Raw genomic sequence first — 14,223 nt, forward strand, 5'->3', positions numbered from 1 at the left:
CATGTCTCAAGCAAGGGCCATGCCATGAGATTATTTTATTATAAATCAATAGCTTGAGTTTGTTTTGTGGCCGCCCGCTGCACAATCATCAGGCAGGGGCGCCATGCTGGTGCAGCGGGTAACGGCTCAGAAACGGTTTACCGGCACCTTGAGGTAGACTTGGTCGTTGTTTTCCGCCGGGGGCAGCTCGCCGGCGCGCATATTGACCTGGATTGAGGGCAGCAGCAGCCTGGGGGCCGGCAGCGTGCTGTCCCGCTCCCGGCGCAGGCGCACAAATTCGTCCTGGGTGATGCCCTGGCGCAGGTGCACATTGTGCCGGCGCTGTTCCTCCACCGAGCTCTGGTGCTGGTAGTGATCCCGGTCCGGCCCCTTGTAGTCGTGGCACATAAACAGCCGGGTATCGTTGGGCAGGGCAAAGATGCGCTGCACCGACCGGTAGAGACTGGCCGCATCGCCGCCGGGAAAGTCGCAGCGGGCGCTGCCGTAGTCGGGCATGAACAGGGTGTCGCCCACAAAGGCGGCATCGCCGAACACATAGGTCAGGCAGGCCGGGGTATGGCCAGGGGTGTGCATGGCCCGGCCGGTGAGGGTGCCGATGGTAATGGTGTCGCCGTCTTCAAACAGGGCGTCGAACTGGCTGCCATCGGTGGCAAAGTCCGGCCCGGCGTTGAAACGCTCGCCAAAGATGTTTTGCACCGCCGTGATCTGCGCGCCTATGCCCAGGCGGGCGCCGGTTTGACGGCGCAGGTAGGCGGCCGCCGACAGGTGGTCGGCATGGACATGGGTTTCCAGTATCCACTCGGGCTGCAGCCGGTGTTGCGCGATATGGGCCAGCAGCGCATCGGCCGAGCGGGTGCTGATGGTGCCGCCGGCATACTCGAAGTCGAGCACCGCATCGATAATGGCGCAGCTGGCGGAGGCCGGATCCCGCACGACATAGCTGAAGGTCGAGGTGGCGTCGTCAAAGAAGGGGGTGACCAGGGGGTGCATATAACCTCCGGATTTATTCTCCCAAAAGGAAATCATTAAATGTTAATTTAGGTAAATCTAAATTTATCTGATGCAACGGACTTGGCATAAATAAAGATAGACTGCGAACGCTGTTGGGCGCGTAGCGAGCCCGTTTACTCAGGGCGCCATGGAGCCGGTCCAGATGCGTATAAAACCCTGCTTGTCGAGGGGATCCAGTGCCGGCAGCAGTGCCGGGGTGAGGGGAATGGGGGTGACCGGTCCCTCGGGGCGCACGGTCAGCCCGGCCTCAGGGGTAAACAGCGGCAGCAGGCCACCGTCGGCCAGCGCCGCCTGGCCGGCGGGGGACAGCATAAAGTCGAGCAGCTCGCCCGCCAGTTGTGGCTGCCGGGCATAGCGGGAAATCAGCGCCAGGCGCATCAACAGCAGGCTGTAGTCCCGGGGAGCCACCGCCGCCAGCTGGGGATGTTTGTCGACGGCGGCGGCCACATAAGAGCCCAGCAGGTTATAGCCCAGCACGGCCCGGCCTTCGGCCAGCTCGGTGAGCATTTGGTTGCTGCTTTCACTCAGGCGTACCGACAGGCCGCCAAAGGCTTCCAGCAGCCGGCCGTAGCTTTCCCCCTGCTGGCTGTCCTGGGTGGCCAGCAAATAGCCCACGCCGCTCTGGGTGATGTCATAGGCGCGAATACGGCCCTGAAAACGCGCGGGATCCCGGCGCAGCAGGGCCAGCAGCTCCTGGCGGCTGCGGGGCAGGGCATGAGGGCCCAGCAGATCGCGGTTGAATACCATGACCACCGGCTCCACGGTCAGGGCGAACAGCTCATGGCGCCAGTGCACGCCGGCGGGCAGGGCATCGGTGCGGTCGGAGTGCCAGGGCCGAGCATGGCCGTCGTTGACCAGTTTAAGCTGCAGATCCATGGCCGAGCTCAGCAACAGATCGGCCGGTGAGTCCCTGCCTTCTTCCAGAAAGCGCTGATACAGCTGCTGGGAATTGAAGTCCACAAAGACAATGGCCACGTCGGGCCGGCGACGCTGAAAGGCCTGCAGCAGGGGCGCCATGTGCTGGTAGTCGGTGGCGCTATAGAGCACCAGTTGCGTTTGTTCCACCCCGGTGGCGGGCCGGAGTATTCTTTGTTCCGCCTTCGCCGTCGGCAGCAGGCATAACAGCAGCAGGATCAGCCAGTTCACAGCCAGGCCTCCGTGCCAAAACGAATTTCCACCTTCAGGCCGTGAGGGTGGTTATCGGTGAGGCGAATGCGGGCATGATGGTGCTCGGCCACGTCCCGGGCAATGGCCATGCCCAGGCCGCTGCCGTGATGGCGGCTGGCGGTGCCTCGGTAAAAACGTTCAAACACCCTTTCTTTCTCCTGGTCGGCAATGCCCGGGCCCGAATCCCGAATGTAAATGCAGCCGTCGGCACTCACGGCGATCTCCACCAGGCCGTCGGCCGGACTGTGGGACACGGCGTTTTCGATCAGGTTGTTGAGCATCTGGGTCAGGGCGAAGGCGTCGCCGCGCAGTTGCCGCTCCGCCGGTGCCGGCACAAAGGCCAGCTCCACACCCCGATGCAGGGCCTGGACCGCCAGCTCCATGCACACCTGCCGTACCAGGGCGTTGAGCGCCACCGGCTCCGGCTCGCGGCTGTGAAAGCGGTGGTCGAGCAGGGCCTGGTTAAGCAGGTGACGCACCGTTAAAGACAGCTGATCGCATTGCTCCACCAGTTGCGCCAGCAGTCGTTGCCGACGGCTGTCGTCGCCCTCGTCTCGTGCGTTTTCGCACAGGGCCCGCAGGCTGGCCAGGGGCGTGCGCAGCTGATGGGCGGCCACCGAGGTATAGGACTCCACCCGTTCCAGCAGGGCCTGCTGGCGGGCGATAAAGTCGTTGATGGTGTCGAGCAGAGGGAGGGTTTCTTTCGGCACCGGCAGCGCCAGGGGGGTCAGATCCCGGGGCGAGCGCCGGGACAGGGCCCGGGCCAGCTGCCGAAACGGACTAAAGGCGTAATAGATGCCCAGCCACAGCAGACCCAGGGCCACCGCCAGCACCGCCAGCATCAGCTCCAGGGCCGGATGCAGCATGGCCTCGGCCATGGCGTCCCGGGCCAGCCGGGTCTGGGCCAGCTCGATCACGATTTCGTCCTGGGGCAGGCGTTCGGTGTTGAGTCGCACCAGCCGGGCCACACGAATGGCCTCATCCTGATACGTGAGGTTGAAAAAATCCGGCCTGGCTTGCGTCAGGGCTTGCTCCTCCGGAGCGCGGGGCGGCGGGGCGGGCAGGTCCGGGTAGCCGGTCAGTACCTCGCCGTTGACGCTGATGCGGTAAAACACCCTGTCCTGCGGGGCCTGGGCCAGGGTGGCAAAGGCCGCCACCGGCAGATCCACGGCAAAGCCCTGGCCGGTGTGGCGCACCGACTGGCCCAGTTGCAGTATGGCGCTGTTCAGCATCATGTCGTAACTGCGATCGGCGGTGCGGCGGGCATAATTGTGCATCAGCGCCAGTGCCAGCAGTGCCAGTACCGTCAGCACCACGCCGCTCAGCACCAGCAGCCGGCGGCGCAGGGCCGGGTGGTGCACGTCGTCCGTCGGGGTCATGGCTGGCTGTTTTCCGTCTGCACATGGGCGACATAACCCAGGCCGCGCAGGGTCTGAATGCGCACCGAACTGCCCGCCAGTTTCTTGCGCAGCCGAGCCACATAGAGCTCAATGGCGTTGGCCGAAGGGGTTTCGTCGGCATTGAACAGCCGGTCGGTGAGCTCTTCCTTGCTCATGACCCGTTCCAGCCCCGAGAGAAAGATCTCCAGCAGGCGGAACTCCCGGTTCACCAGACCGCAGGGCTCGCCCGCAATGGTGACCGTCTTGGCGGTGCGGTTGAATACCAGGTTGCCGTGCTCGCTCACGTCCGAGGCATAACCCTGGCGGCGGCGCAGCAGGGCCCGCACTCTGGCTTCCAGCTCGCCAAAGTCAAAGGGCTTGGCCAGGTAGTCGTCGGCGCCGGAATCCAGCAGCTTGATGCGATCGTCAATGCCGTCCCGGGCGGTCAGGATCAGCACCGGCGTGGTGTTCTTGCGCTGGCGCAGCTCCGTCAGCAGGGCGTCGCCGTCCAAGCCCGGCAGGTTGAGATCGAGAATGATCAAATCCACCTGTTGGTGGCGCAACCAGTCGGCGGCCTGGCGGCCATTGCCAATCAGATCGGTACCGTGGCCCAGCTTCTGCAGCCGCTCGGCAATGGCCTCGCCCAGCACGGTGGTATCTTCGATCACGAGAATGCGCATTTATTGTGGCCCCTTCCTTGCTCATGACAGCCTGGTGACAGCTTTGGGCAGTAGCATGGGTAAATGTAAAGCCCTTGTTAACAATCTTCGGTTTGGCGACAAGCGGCTGGCTTCACCTGGCCGAGAGTGTGCCATGGAACCCCAAACAAGGAGAACTGTTATGAAGCTGCATTCCCTGACCAAAGCCCTGCTGGGCGCCGGCCTGCTGATGATGACCGGTACCGCCAGTGCCGAATTTACCCCCGACAAGCCGGAGTGCATTGCGCCGGCCAAGCCGGGCGGTGGTTTTGACCTGACCTGCCGCATTCTGACCAACAGCCTGGACAAGTCCGGCCTGCTCAATGAGCCGATGCGAGTGACCTTTATGCCCGGTGGCGTGGGTGCCGTGGCCTACACCCACATGAACAGCAACCGCCGTGAAGACAACAACGCCGTGGTGGCGTTCAGCTCCGGCTCTTCCCTCAACCTGGCCCTGAGCAAGTTCGGACGGGATCTGGGCGTGGATGACGCCCGCTGGGTGGGCTCCATCGGCACCGACTATGGCGCCATTATCGTCAAGGCCGACGCGCCCTGGCAAAGCCTGGAGGAGCTGGCGGCGGATCTCAAGGCCAACCCCAACAAGCTGGTGTTTGGCGCCGGCGGCACCGTGGGCAGTCAGGACTGGATGAAGGCGGCCTTCCTGTATCGCAGCCTGGGGCTGGATCCGCGCGCCATGCGCTATGTGGCCTATGAGGGCGGCGGCGACGCCATGGCGGCGGTGCTGGGCAACCACATTCAGGTGTATCCGGGGGATGTGTCCGAGATCAAGGGCCAGCTGGACGCCGGCATAGTGCGGGTGCTGGCGGTGATGGCGCCGGAGCGGCTGGAGGGCGACTTTGCCGGCATTCCCACCGCCACCGAGCAGGGTTTCGACATGGAATGGCCCATCATGCGCGGCTTCTATATGGCCCCGGACGTGTCCGATGAGGCCTACGACTACTGGGTGCAGCAGTTCAATGAACTTCATCAGAACGATGCCTTTGCCCAGGTGCGCGACCATCAGGGGTTGTTCCCGCTGTCCATGTCCGGTGCCGAGTATGAAGCCTATGTGAAGGCGGAAATCGAGAAGTTTCAGAATTTGTCCCGGGAAATGGGACTGCTCAGATAAGGAATGGCGTCATGGCGGATCGTTGTTTTTCGCTGGCGCTGATGGTGCTGGCGGTGGCCCTGGGGGCCGCCGCCTGGCAACTGGACGTGCCTTTTCAGTATGAGCCGGTAGGGCCCAAGGCCATACCGCTGATTTTGGCGGTGTTGCTGCTGGGCACCGCGCTGTGGCTGGCCATTCGGCCCGACCGGCTGAAAGAGGCCTATGGCCGCAGCCTGTTTGTTCGCCATCTGGTGGTGGTGCTGTGCCTGCTGGTCTATGCCTGGAGCTTTGAGTTGCTGGGATTTGTGCTGTCCACCTGGCTGGTCGGCACCCTGTTTGCCCGCCTGTTCGGGCTGGACTGGGGCCGGGCCCTGGTTTACTCCGCGGCACTGGGCGGCGTGGGGCACCTGGTGATGAGCGGGTTGCTGGAGCTGAATGTGCCGGTGGGCACGGTGTTTGGAGGTTAATATCATGGATGTGTTGTCTACCCTGGCCAGCGGCTTTGCCGTGGCCCTGACGCCCATGAATCTGGGGCTGGTGCTGGCCGGCTGCTTTTTCGGCACCCTGATGGGAGCGCTGCCGGGCATCGGGCCCATCAACGGCATCGCCATTCTGCTGCCCCTGGCCTATTCCATGGGCCTGGAGCCGGCGTCGGCCATTATTCTGCTGGCGGGGGTCTATTACGGTGCCGAGTACGGCGGTCGTATTTCCAGTATTCTGCTGAACGTGCCCGGGGATGCCGGTGCCATCATGACCACCCTGGACGGTCATCCCATGGCCAAGCGGGGCGAGGGTGGCCGGGCGCTGGCGCTGTCGGCGGTGTCGTCCTTTGCCGGCTCCATGGGGGCGTTGATCCTGCTGGTGATCTTTACCCCGCTGCTGACCCGGCTGGCGGTCACCTTTGGCCCGGCGGAGTTTGTGGCGCTGATGGTGTTTGCACTGTGCTGCCTGGCGTCCATGGTGGGCTCGCGTCCGGTAAAAACCGTGATCGGCGCCCTTATCGGTCTGGCCATGGCCACGGTCGGCGTGGACTCCGGCACCGGCGTGCTGCGCTTTACCTTTGGCATCACCAGCCTGTTTGACGGCATCGACTTTCTGGTGGTGGTGATCGGCATGTTCGCCATCAGCGAAATTCTGCTGCTGGTGGAGCATCACTACGGCGGTGGCGGCCGGCTGGAAAAGGTCAGCAAGTCCTTCGTCAAGGCGGCGGATCTGGTGCAGGTGCGCTGGACCGTGCTGCGCTCCACCCTGGTGGGTTTTGTGATCGGCGTGCTGCCCGGCACCGGCGCCTCCGTGGCCAGCGCCGTGGCCTACGGCACCGAAAAGCGCCTGGCCGGCGAGCACAACGAGTTCGGCAACGGCGACGTGCGTGGCCTGGCGGCCCCCGAGGCGGCCAACAACTCGGCGGCGGTGGGCTCCATGGTGCCCATGCTGACCCTGGGGATCCCCGGCTCCGGCACCACCGCCATTCTGCTGGGCGCCCTGCTGCTGTTTGATGTGACCCCGGGTCCGTTGCTGTTCAGCCAGAAGCCGGACATTGCCTGGGGCCTGATCGCCTCCATGTTTGTGGGCAACATTGCGCTGCTGGTGATGAACCTGCCTCTGGTCGGCATTTTCGTGCGCATGCTGAGCGTGCGTCAGGCCTACCTGGTGCCGGTGATCGTGATGCTGACCTTTGTGGGCATCTACTCCATTCACGGCGCCAGCTTTGATCTCTTCTTTATGATACTGCTGGGTGTGTTTGGTTTCCTGCTGCGCAAGCTGGGCTTCTCCCTGGCGCCGGTGATCCTTGGCCTGGTGCTGGGTGAGGTGCTGGAAGACAACCTGCGCCGGGCCCTGTCCATCAGTGCCGGTGACTGGGGCATACTGTTCAACAACGGCGTGACCCTGACCCTGTGGACCCTGAGTGCCATGGTACTGGTGCTGCCGCTGGTGATGAAACGTCGCCGCGCACTGCGCCAGAAGCAGGCGGCCGCCGAGGCATGATGATCTGGCTGCGTACCGGTGCGCTGGGCGCGGCAGGAGGCGGGCTGGCCCACTGGGCCGGCTTTCCTTCCGACTGGCTGCTGGGAGCCATGCTGGCGGTCACTGTGGCCGTGTTGCTCGGCGTCAGGGTCGCATTGCCCCGGCGGCTGTTGCCGCCGATACAGGCCTGTCTGGGTGTGGCCGTGGGTCTGCGGCTGGATCTGCATTTGCCCGGCCTCACGTCGCTGTTGGTCAGCGTGGCGGGGCTGTTGCTGTGTCTGGCTACGCAAATTCCGCTGGGACAATGGCTGCTGCACCGGCTCGGCTGGTCCCGGCAGGAGGCGGCCATGGGCGCATCCCCGGGGGCGTTGTCGGTGATGGCGGCCCTGGCCACGCAGCTGGACAATCCCATTCGCGTGATCCTGTCGCAGACGGTGCGGGTCATTGCCCTGGTGGCCACGGTCAGTACCGCCATGGTGCTGGAGTGGGTGCCGCTGGCACCCACTCCGGCGAGTTTCATCCTGTCGGCCCCTGCCAGCCTGGGGCTGGTGGCCCTGGCCTGGGCCGGCGGCCGGTTGTTGACCCGGTTCAGGGTGCCCGCCGGTTATATTCTGTCCGGGGTGTTTACCGCTGCGGCCTGTGCCGCCTGGCTCGGGCAGCCGGCGTTGCCGGTGGCGGGGCTGATCCCAGTGAGCATGGTGCTGCTGGGCGCGCTGGTGGGCAGCCGGTTGCGGCCCCTGCCGGCACGGGAAATGGCCGGTTTGCTGGCGGCGGGTCTGCTGGTGAGTCTGTCGAGCTCGCTGGTGTCTTTGCTGTGGGCGGGGCTGGTGGGCTGGTGGCTGGGTCTGCCGGTGTTTCAGGTGTGGCTGGCCTATGCGCCGGGGGCGGTGGAGGCCATGATCTACCTGGCCCTGGTCACCGGGCTGGAGCCGTCATGGGTGATTTTTCACCATGTGCTGCGCATTGTGTTGCTGGGCGTGACCGCCGGCTGGCTGATGCGCCGGGCCGGCGTGAAGAGCGGTTCCTGAACGGGCTGCATCGACAGGGCCTCGCACGCAGACTCGCCGTTAACCCATCCTTGGGGGCTCCGCCGCGCCGTCCCTGGCGCGGAGGGTCTGCTCAGCGAAACCCAGTCACTGCCGCCGGTAAACTGTTATGAACAGCCATCAGTTGATTTTGAACAGCTCGACCTCAAAGATCAGCACGGATCCCGGCGGAATGGTGCCCACGGCGCGGTTGCCGTAGGCCAGCCTGGCGGGAATGAAAAAGCGGATTTTCTCGCCTTCCACCATCAGCTGCAGGCCCTCGGTCCAGCCCTTGATCACCTGGTTGAGGCCAAACTGTATGGTTTCGCCCCGTTCGACTGAGCTGTCGAATACGGTGCCGTTGAGCAGGGTGCCGTGGTAGTGCACCGTGACCTTGTCACTGGCCCTGGGGTGCACGGTGCCGGTGCCTTCTTTCAGCACCTGGTACTGCAGGCCGGAATCTGTGGTCTGCACCCCTTCCTTTTGCTGGTTCTCGGCCAGAAAGGCGTCCCCGGCCTGAATGTTTTCGGCCGCCGCCTGCTTGTTGCCCTGAGAGCGATAGATAAACAGCACCACCAGTGCCACCAGGGCGAGGCCCAGAATGATTTTAAACACGCGAATTCCTTATTGTTTGTTGAATCTGTTGAACGCAAGGCGTGCTCCTCACGCCTTGCGTTCAATGTTACCGCTGCAAACCGTTATTGATATCGATCAGATCCTGCTCGGTCAGGTTGCCGGCGGCCTGGCGTAGCTGCAGCTGGCTGACGATGTAGTTGTAACGGGCCGACGACAGCTGCTGGCGGGCATCATACAGCTGACGGGTGGCGTTGAGCACGTCGACTATGGTGCGGGTGCCCACCTCATAGCCGGCCTCGGTGGCGCTGAGGGCGCTTTCCGCCGAGATCACCAGCTGCTCAAAGGCGCGAATGGAGCCGAGCGCCGCGATTACGTCGTTGTAGGAGGAATAGACGCTGCTCTGTACCGAGCGAAAGCTGCGCTCCAGCACTTCACTGGCCGCCACATAGTTGTAGCGAGCCTGGCTCACCTGAGAAGTGGTGGCGCCGCCGGAGTAGAGCGGCAGGTTAAAGGAAACCCCTATGGTGCCTTCGTTCAGGGTGCCGTCATTCTGGTTGGCGTTTTTGAAGTCGCTGTGGGTGCTGTTGACGCCGGCGTTCAGATCCAGGGTGGGGTGGTGGCCGGCCCGGGCCAGGTCAATCTGCTCACTGGCAATGTCTTTGGCAATACGCTGGCCGTGCAGCTCCAGGTTCTGCTCCAGGGCGATGTCCAGCCAGCCGTCGGCGCGCAGGGCCGGGGCCTGGGGGCTGAAGCTGTCGGTATTGAGCGGAGCCAGCTGCTCATAATGCATGCCGGTGAGCTCACGCAGCACCTCCCGGCTGTTGTTGAGCTGATTCTCGGCCAGAATTTCATCCGCCAGTGCCTGGTCATACTGGGCCTGGGCCTCGTGCACGTCGGTCATGGCGCTCAGACCCACCTCAAAGCGCTGTTTGGTCTGCTCCAGCTGACGGCTCACCGCCTCCTTGTTGGCCCGCACAAAGCTGAGGGTGTCTTCGGCATTAAGCACATTGAAATAGGCCTGGGTGGCGCGCACGATCAGTGCCTGCTGCACCTGCTTGTAGCCCACTTCGCTCTGGGCCGCCTGCTTTTCGGTGATGTCGAGACTGACCCAGCTCGACTTGCGATACAGCGCCTGGCCCAGGTTGACGCCGGCGGTGGTGGTGGCGCCGGTGCGCAGATCGTTGCGGTTGCTCTGGGTATAATTGGCGCCGGCGCTCAGGTCCACCTGGGGCAGCAGGGGCGCACGGGATTCATTGATTTTTTCAAAGGCAGCGTCGCGCCGGGCCTTGGCTTCCCGAACCTGAGGGTCGTTCTGGGTGGCCTGCTGATAGATTTCCAGCAGGTTTTCGGCCTGGGCCTGGCCCGCCGCGCACAGCAGCACCAGGGTCGACAACAGTGTTTTTTTCATGCGTTGGCCTTGTTAACGGATGGAGCCATGATCACCCGGCGCTTGCGGGCAGTCGGTTTTCGTCTGTTCAGTATAACGGTAACATGGGCGTGCCATGCCGGCAGCGGCACGGCGAATGCGGTGGCATGGGTGGCCCGGCAGCCCATGACGAACAAGAATGAACGTTCATTCATTAGCGGCGTTTCAGTCTAGATTTTGCCGCCGGAATGTCAAGCGAGGAGCGCACATGAGCCAGCACAAGGATGCCCGTTTCGGGCGCCAGGATATGCAGATTGTGGCCGAAGAGACCGGCTATAAAGGATTCTTTCGATTGCTGAAAGTGCGCCTGCGCCATCGTCTGTTTGGCGGCGGCTGGGGACCAACGCTTACCCGGGAGCTGTTTGACCGGGGTCATGCGGCGGCGGTGCTGCCTTATGATCCGGTGCGCGATGAGGTGGTGCTGGTGGAGCAGTTCAGAGTGGGGGCCATTCACCATGACGCCAGCCCCTGGCTGCTGGAGATTGTGGCGGGCATCGTCGAGCCCGGGGAATCGGAAGAAGACGTGGTGCGCCGGGAAGCCGAGGAAGAAGCCGGCCTCACCCTGGGCAGGCTGACCCGGGCGCTGGGTTATTTCTCCAGCCCGGGCGGCTGCAGCGAGCGCATTACCGTGTTTGTGGGCGAGGTGGATGCCTCCCGGGCCGCCAGCCACGCCGGCCTGGCCGATGAAGGGGAAGACATTCGCGTGCACCGACTGCCAAGAGAGCAGGCGATGCAATGGCTTGCCGATGGTAGAATAGATAACGCCGCCAGTGTGATTGCCCTGCAGTGGCTGGCTCTGAACCTGAAGTCCGGGTTGTGGCAATAACCACAACTCAAGGAGGAAATGTTGATTTCTGTTAGCACCCGCAAGCATGTGCCGGATCTGCGAGGTCTGCAGCGCACCTGCGATACCAACTACATGGCCCTGATGCGGCTGCTGCCCACCGAGGCGCGGGTGGGGGAGAGCCTGTCGGTGGGCATCAGCGAGCGGGTGCTGTTTGTGCTCAGAGTGCTGGAGACGGCGCCCTACACCTGGCATGTGTCCATTGAGCAGTGCACGCCGGGGCTGCCGGTCTTCATGCGCATGAAGGTGCGGGTGCGGCTCTATCATGACGTAAGAATGGCCGAAGTGTGTGCCAGCCAGCAGATTTCGACCCTGCAGCCAAGTTATGATTATCCCAATAAAAACATGCATCACCGCAACGAAAAGGAACAGGTGAACTTCTTTCTGGCCGAATGGCTGAGATGTTGCCTGCAACACGGATTCAGTACCATCAAACAGCTTTGAGCGAGGCAATGACCCTTTCTTCAGTTCCTCTTGGCACTCACGCCTGTGACGGCGTAGCCGAACTTTCCCAGATCACCGACACTCACCTGTTTGCCGATCAGAACGGTGACCTGCTGGGGGTGCCCACCTGGCACAGTTGCCGGGCGGTGGTGAATGCCATGAAGGAAGAGCTGGCCGGCTGCGACGCCATTCTGGCCACCGGCGATCTGTCTCAGGATCAGAGTGCCGAGTCTTACCAGCACTTCGTGGCCATGATGCGCGAGCTGGCGCCGCCGGTGTTCTGGCTGCCCGGCAATCACGACGAAGCCCCGGTGATGCAGGCGGAGCTGGATGCCGCCGGCGTCAGCCAGGCCAACCATCTGCTGGGCGAGCACTGGCAGGTGCTGCTGCTTGATTCCCAGGCCGAAGGGGAAACCTGCGGCCGGCTGAGCGACGAACAGCTGGCCATGGTGGACGAGGCCCTTGCGACTTATCCTCATCATCATTTGCTGGTGGCGGTGCATCATCAGGCGGTGCCGGTGGGCTGTGCCTGGCTGGATCAGCACAACCTGCGCAATGCCGAGGCCCTAAAGACCCGCCTGGCCCGCCACCGGGCCAGCACCGTGGTGCTCTGCGGCCACGTGCACCAGGGCTTTGATCAGGTGTTTGACGGCATTCGCTATCTGGCGAGCCCTTCGACCTGCATTCAGTTCAAGCCGCTGTCGGACGAATTTGCGCTCGACTACATGGCCCCGGGCTGGCGTCAGCTGTCACTGTATCCGGACGGCCGGCTCAGCACCCGGGTGTGGCGGTTGCCGCCCAATGCCTTTGTACCCGACTTCAGCGCCAGAGGATATTAACCATGGCGACCCTGCTATATCTGCACGGCTTCAATTCATCACCCAATTCCATCAAGGCCCGGTTGATGCACGAGCATCTGGAAGCCTGCCGGCCGGATATCGAGCTGATCTGCCCGCAGCTGGCGGCCACCCCGGCGGCGGCCTGGGAACAGATAGCCTCCATTTGTGACCAATTAAATACGCCCTTTGGCGTGGTGGGTTCCTCCCTTGGCGGCTTCTGGGCCACCCGGGTGGCGGAGCATTACGGCGTGTGCGCCGTGGTGGTGAACCCGGCGGTGAACCCTCATGTGCTGCTGGCCGACTGGCTGGGGGAACAGGTCAACCCCTACACGAATGAGCGCTATACTCTGACCGGGCAGCATATGGCGGAGCTGGCGGAGTTGCGGGTGAGTGAGCCAACCTGCCTTGACCGTATCTGGTTGCTGCAGCAGCAGGGCGACGAGGTACTCGACTACCGGGAAGCCCTCGATTACTACCACTTCGCCAGAACCTGCATTCAGAAAGGCGGCGACCACGCCTTTATCGGCTTTGATCACTACTGCGCCCAGATCATCCGCTTTCTGCAGCTGTAAGCCGCTCTCGTTCCCACGCTCCGCGTGGGAATGCATATCTGATTATTCATTCAATGCTGTATTGGAGCAGGTGGTAGGTTGCGGCGTTTTTCAAGGTAGTTGTCGCGTTCTTCATTTTACGCGGCTGCTTTTTGTGTTTCGTCCAATCGCTCTGGGTTGAGTGCCACATCTCCTGCCGGCGTCCAGTTGCGTGTTGTTCCTGACCACCGCTCTGGACGCCTCGCTTTAGCTCGTTGATACACGGCATGGCGTTCTTTCAGCAGGGCTATATCTTCTCCCTGATGACGCTGAATGGGCGTCACATACTGAATGCGGCTGTGCCGATGTTCATGGTTGTACCAGGCAACGAACTGCTGTATCCAGAGCCGGGTTTCATCCAGACTGCTAAACCCTGACGTCGGCCAGAGCGGGCGGTACTTCAGCGTTCGGAACAATGACTCTGAGTAAGGATTATCGTCACTGACTCGCGGCCGGCTGCGAGAGGGCGTCACGCCAAGTTCTTCCAGTTTGGCCAGCATGGTCGATGACTTCATCGGGCTACCGTTGTCCGAGTGCAACACCAGTGGCTTCCGGAAGCATTGCTCGGCTATCACGGTACGTTGCATCAGCTCGGCAGCATAGGCTCCACTCTCGCGGCCATGGACTTCCCAACCCACGATTTTACGGCTGTAAATGTCTTCTATCATGTACAGATAATAGAACTGCCCACGCACGCTGGACGGACAGTAAGTAATATCCCAGGACCACACCTGCTTCGGAGCCGAGGCGATGTAAGTCGTTGGTCGAGCCAGCTTGCGAGGCGCTCGGGCACGTCCACGACGATGCAGCTGATGGTGCGCCTTCAACACTCGGTAGAAGGTCGGCTCGGAAGCCAGGTAGATGCCCTTGTCGGCCAGTCGCGGCACTATCTGCCCAGGTGGCAAATTCGCGTATTCCGGCTGATTACATACTTCCAGGATCTGTTGTTGCTCAGCTGCACTGAGTCGGTTTGCCGGTGCCGGTCTGGTGGCTGAAGGACGCCCATCGGCACACAACTCACCACTTCGTGTCCAGCGTTGCAACGTACGGATACTGATCCCCAGCTCGCGACAGGCCATTTCTTTGCGTGCTCCGGCCCGCATCGCTTCCTCAATCAGCGCCACAGCGTGTTGGCGATCTGAGACGCTGAT

The 14,223-nt window shown here is 62.8% G+C and carries 16 protein-coding genes; 8 read left to right on the top strand and 8 right to left on the bottom strand.

Features of this window, described 5'->3' with window-relative positions:
- Positions 1-126 precede the first annotated feature (126 nt).
- The 4 genes from DA373_RS08470 to DA373_RS08485 all read right to left on the bottom strand — a co-directional run bounded on the left by DA373_RS08470 (position 127) and on the right by DA373_RS08485 (position 4,237).
- Positions 127-990 carry an MBL fold metallo-hydrolase gene (locus DA373_RS08470; protein WP_107851872.1) on the bottom strand — a complete coding sequence of 288 codons (864 nt, stop codon included), beginning with the start codon at positions 988-990 and terminating at the stop codon, positions 127-129.
- 138 nt (positions 991-1,128) lie between these two features.
- Complete coding sequence (locus DA373_RS08475; protein WP_107851873.1) at positions 1,129-2,157, bottom strand: ABC transporter substrate-binding protein; 1,029 nt, start codon at positions 2,155-2,157, stop codon at positions 1,129-1,131.
- The gene (locus tag DA373_RS08480; protein WP_107851874.1) at positions 2,154-3,557 is read right to left on the bottom strand and encodes a sensor histidine kinase; all 1,404 of its coding nucleotides are present in this window, start codon (positions 3,555-3,557) and stop codon (positions 2,154-2,156) included. The genes DA373_RS08475 and DA373_RS08480 overlap by 4 nt, the downstream gene beginning before the upstream one ends.
- Positions 3,554-4,237 (bottom strand): response regulator transcription factor, encoded by a 684-nt coding sequence (locus tag DA373_RS08485; protein WP_107851875.1) that lies wholly within the window; start codon positions 4,235-4,237, stop codon positions 3,554-3,556. Before DA373_RS08485 ends, DA373_RS08480 begins: the two co-directional genes overlap by 4 nt.
- A gap of 160 nt (positions 4,238-4,397) precedes the next feature.
- On the opposite strand from DA373_RS08485, the gene DA373_RS08490 reads away from it, so the two are divergent.
- The 4 genes from DA373_RS08490 to DA373_RS08505 are packed head-to-tail and all read left to right on the top strand — an operon-like array spanning position 4,398 to position 8,356.
- Positions 4,398-5,384 carry a Bug family tripartite tricarboxylate transporter substrate binding protein gene (locus DA373_RS08490; protein WP_107851876.1) on the top strand — a complete coding sequence of 329 codons (987 nt, stop codon included), beginning with the start codon at positions 4,398-4,400 and terminating at the stop codon, positions 5,382-5,384.
- An 11-nt stretch (positions 5,385-5,395) separates the two neighbouring features.
- A complete protein-coding gene (locus DA373_RS08495) occupies positions 5,396-5,830 on the top strand; it encodes a tripartite tricarboxylate transporter TctB family protein (protein WP_107851877.1) in 435 nt (144 codons plus the stop codon).
- Between the two features lie 4 nt (positions 5,831-5,834).
- A complete protein-coding gene (locus DA373_RS08500) occupies positions 5,835-7,349 on the top strand; it encodes a tripartite tricarboxylate transporter permease (protein ID WP_107851894.1) in 1,515 nt (504 codons plus the stop codon).
- On the top strand, positions 7,346-8,356 hold the full coding sequence (locus tag DA373_RS08505; RefSeq protein ID WP_107851878.1) for an AbrB family transcriptional regulator: 1,011 nt from the start codon (positions 7,346-7,348) through the stop codon (positions 8,354-8,356). Before DA373_RS08500 ends, DA373_RS08505 begins: the two co-directional genes overlap by 4 nt.
- A 138-nt stretch (positions 8,357-8,494) precedes the next feature.
- Here the strand turns inward: DA373_RS08505 and DA373_RS08510 are convergent, their stop codons facing one another.
- The 3 genes from DA373_RS08510 to DA373_RS16295 form a co-directional block, all read right to left on the bottom strand.
- Positions 8,495-8,968: an FKBP-type peptidyl-prolyl cis-trans isomerase gene (locus DA373_RS08510; protein ID WP_107851879.1), complete on the bottom strand. Its 474-nt coding sequence runs from the start codon at positions 8,966-8,968 to the stop codon at positions 8,495-8,497.
- Positions 8,969-9,035: 67 nt separating this feature from the next.
- A complete protein-coding gene (gene tolC / locus DA373_RS08515; protein WP_107851880.1) occupies positions 9,036-10,337 on the bottom strand; it encodes an outer membrane channel protein TolC in 1,302 nt (433 codons plus the stop codon).
- Positions 10,334-10,510 (bottom strand): hypothetical protein, encoded by a 177-nt coding sequence (locus DA373_RS16295; protein WP_157953697.1) that lies wholly within the window; start codon positions 10,508-10,510, stop codon positions 10,334-10,336. Before DA373_RS16295 ends, tolC begins: the two co-directional genes overlap by 4 nt.
- Before the next feature lie 53 nt (positions 10,511-10,563).
- Here DA373_RS16295 and nudF point away from each other — a divergent pair, with 53 nt between their 5' ends.
- Genes nudF through DA373_RS08535 form a run of 4 tightly spaced genes read left to right on the top strand, consistent with a single transcriptional unit; the run spans position 10,564 to position 13,054 of the window.
- The gene (nudF, locus tag DA373_RS08520; RefSeq protein ID WP_107851881.1) at positions 10,564-11,181 is read left to right on the top strand and encodes an ADP-ribose diphosphatase; all 618 of its coding nucleotides are present in this window, start codon (positions 10,564-10,566) and stop codon (positions 11,179-11,181) included.
- 18 nt (positions 11,182-11,199) lie between these two features.
- Positions 11,200-11,643: a DUF1249 domain-containing protein gene (locus DA373_RS08525; RefSeq protein WP_107851882.1), complete on the top strand. Its 444-nt coding sequence runs from the start codon at positions 11,200-11,202 to the stop codon at positions 11,641-11,643.
- Positions 11,644-11,651: 8 nt separating this feature from the next.
- Positions 11,652-12,482, top strand: a complete 831-nt coding sequence (gene cpdA, locus DA373_RS08530; protein ID WP_107851883.1) for a 3',5'-cyclic-AMP phosphodiesterase — start codon at positions 11,652-11,654, stop codon at positions 12,480-12,482.
- A gap of 2 nt (positions 12,483-12,484) precedes the next feature.
- Positions 12,485-13,054: a YqiA/YcfP family alpha/beta fold hydrolase gene (locus DA373_RS08535; protein WP_107851884.1), complete on the top strand. Its 570-nt coding sequence runs from the start codon at positions 12,485-12,487 to the stop codon at positions 13,052-13,054.
- Between the two features lie 116 nt (positions 13,055-13,170).
- On the opposite strand, the gene DA373_RS08540 is transcribed toward DA373_RS08535, so the two are convergent.
- Positions 13,171-14,223: IS3 family transposase (locus tag DA373_RS08540; protein WP_232821232.1), on the bottom strand; the 1,053-nt coding region annotated here is incomplete at its 5' end.

The organism is Oceanimonas marisflavi (assembly GCF_003049725.1).
In the GTDB taxonomy this organism is placed as follows: Bacteria; Pseudomonadota; Gammaproteobacteria; order Enterobacterales; family Aeromonadaceae; genus Oceanimonas; species Oceanimonas marisflavi.